This is a genomic window from Streptomyces sp. NPDC002730 (genome assembly GCF_042888805.1).
GTDB lineage: Bacteria > Actinomycetota > Actinomycetes > Streptomycetales > Streptomycetaceae > Streptomyces.
Map to the genome: position 1 here is coordinate 1 of NZ_JBIAQG010000075.1, position 1,153 is coordinate 1,153.

Annotated in this window: 2 protein-coding genes; both read left to right on the forward strand. The window is 66.9% G+C overall.

Features of this window, described 5'->3' with window-relative positions:
• Window positions 1-112: 112 nt before the first annotated feature.
• Window positions 113-1,015, forward strand: a complete 903-nt coding sequence (gene metF / locus ACFYXH_RS42490) for a methylenetetrahydrofolate reductase [NAD(P)H] (protein ID WP_389575189.1) — start codon at window positions 113-115, stop codon at window positions 1,013-1,015.
• Window positions 993-1,153 (forward strand): adenosylhomocysteinase (locus tag ACFYXH_RS42495; protein ID WP_389575191.1); only part of this gene is annotated, 161 nt, incomplete at its 3' end. The genes metF and ACFYXH_RS42495, both read left to right, overlap by 23 nt.

Here is a 1,153-nt window from a genome sequence, read left to right on the forward strand (position 1 = left end):
GGATCGGTGTCCAGCTGTCCGAAGAGTTCCAGCTCCACCCGGAACAGTCCACCGACGCCATCGTCATCCACCACCCCGAAGCGAAGTACTTCAACACGGGAGGGGCGCGATCGTGACGACTCTGCGGGACGTTCTCGCGGCGGGGGAGCGTTCGTACTCCTTCGAGTTCTTCCCGCCCAAGACCGACGTGGGTGAAGAACGGCTCTGGGACGCCCTCCGCAGGATCGAGTCCCTGTCGCCGGCCTTCGTCTCGGTGACGTACGGCGCAGGCGGTTCCTCCCGGGACCGTACCGTCGCGGTGACCAAGAAGATCGCCACCCTGACGACCCTTCGCCCGGTGGCCCACCTCACCGCGGTGGGCCACTCGGTGGCCGAACTGCGGCACATCATCGGCCAGTACGCGGACGCGGGCATTCGCGACGTCCTCGCGCTGCGCGGCGACCCGCCGGGTGAGCCGAAGGGCACCTGGGTCTCCCACCCCCAGGGGCTTACGTACGCAAGGGAACTGGTCGAACTGGTACGTGAGTTGGGTGACTTCAGCGTGGGAGTGGCGGCGTTCCCGGAGCGTCATCCCCGGTCGCCGGACTGGGACACCGACATCCGGCACTTCGCGGCCAAGTGCCGTGCGGGCGCCGACTACGCCATCACCCAGATGTTCTTCGACGTCGAGTACTACCTGAGGCTGCGCGACCGGGCGGCGGCTGCGGGATGTGACACCCCGATCATTCCCGAGATCATGCCGGCGACCGACTACCGGCAGATCCGCCGCTTCGCCGAACTCAGCGACGCGGCCTTCCCGGAGGAGCTCGCCGGACGACTTCATGCCGCACGGGACAACCCGGAGGAAGCTCATCGGATCGGTGTCGACCACGCGATCGCGATGGCGGAGCGCCTGCTCGACGAAGGCGCTCCGGGCCTGCACTACATCACCCTGAACCGATCGCCTGCGACGGTGGAGATACACCGGGGCGTCAGGAAGACGAGGAGTACCCATGCCCTCTCAGTCCGCCACTGACCAGGACTTCAAGGTGGCCGATCTTTCCCTCGCCGCCTTCGGTCGCAAGGAGATCACTCTCGCCGAGCATGAGATGCCCGGTCTGATGTCGATCCGTAAGGAGTACGCCGCCGCTCAGCCGTTGGCGGGTGCCCGGAT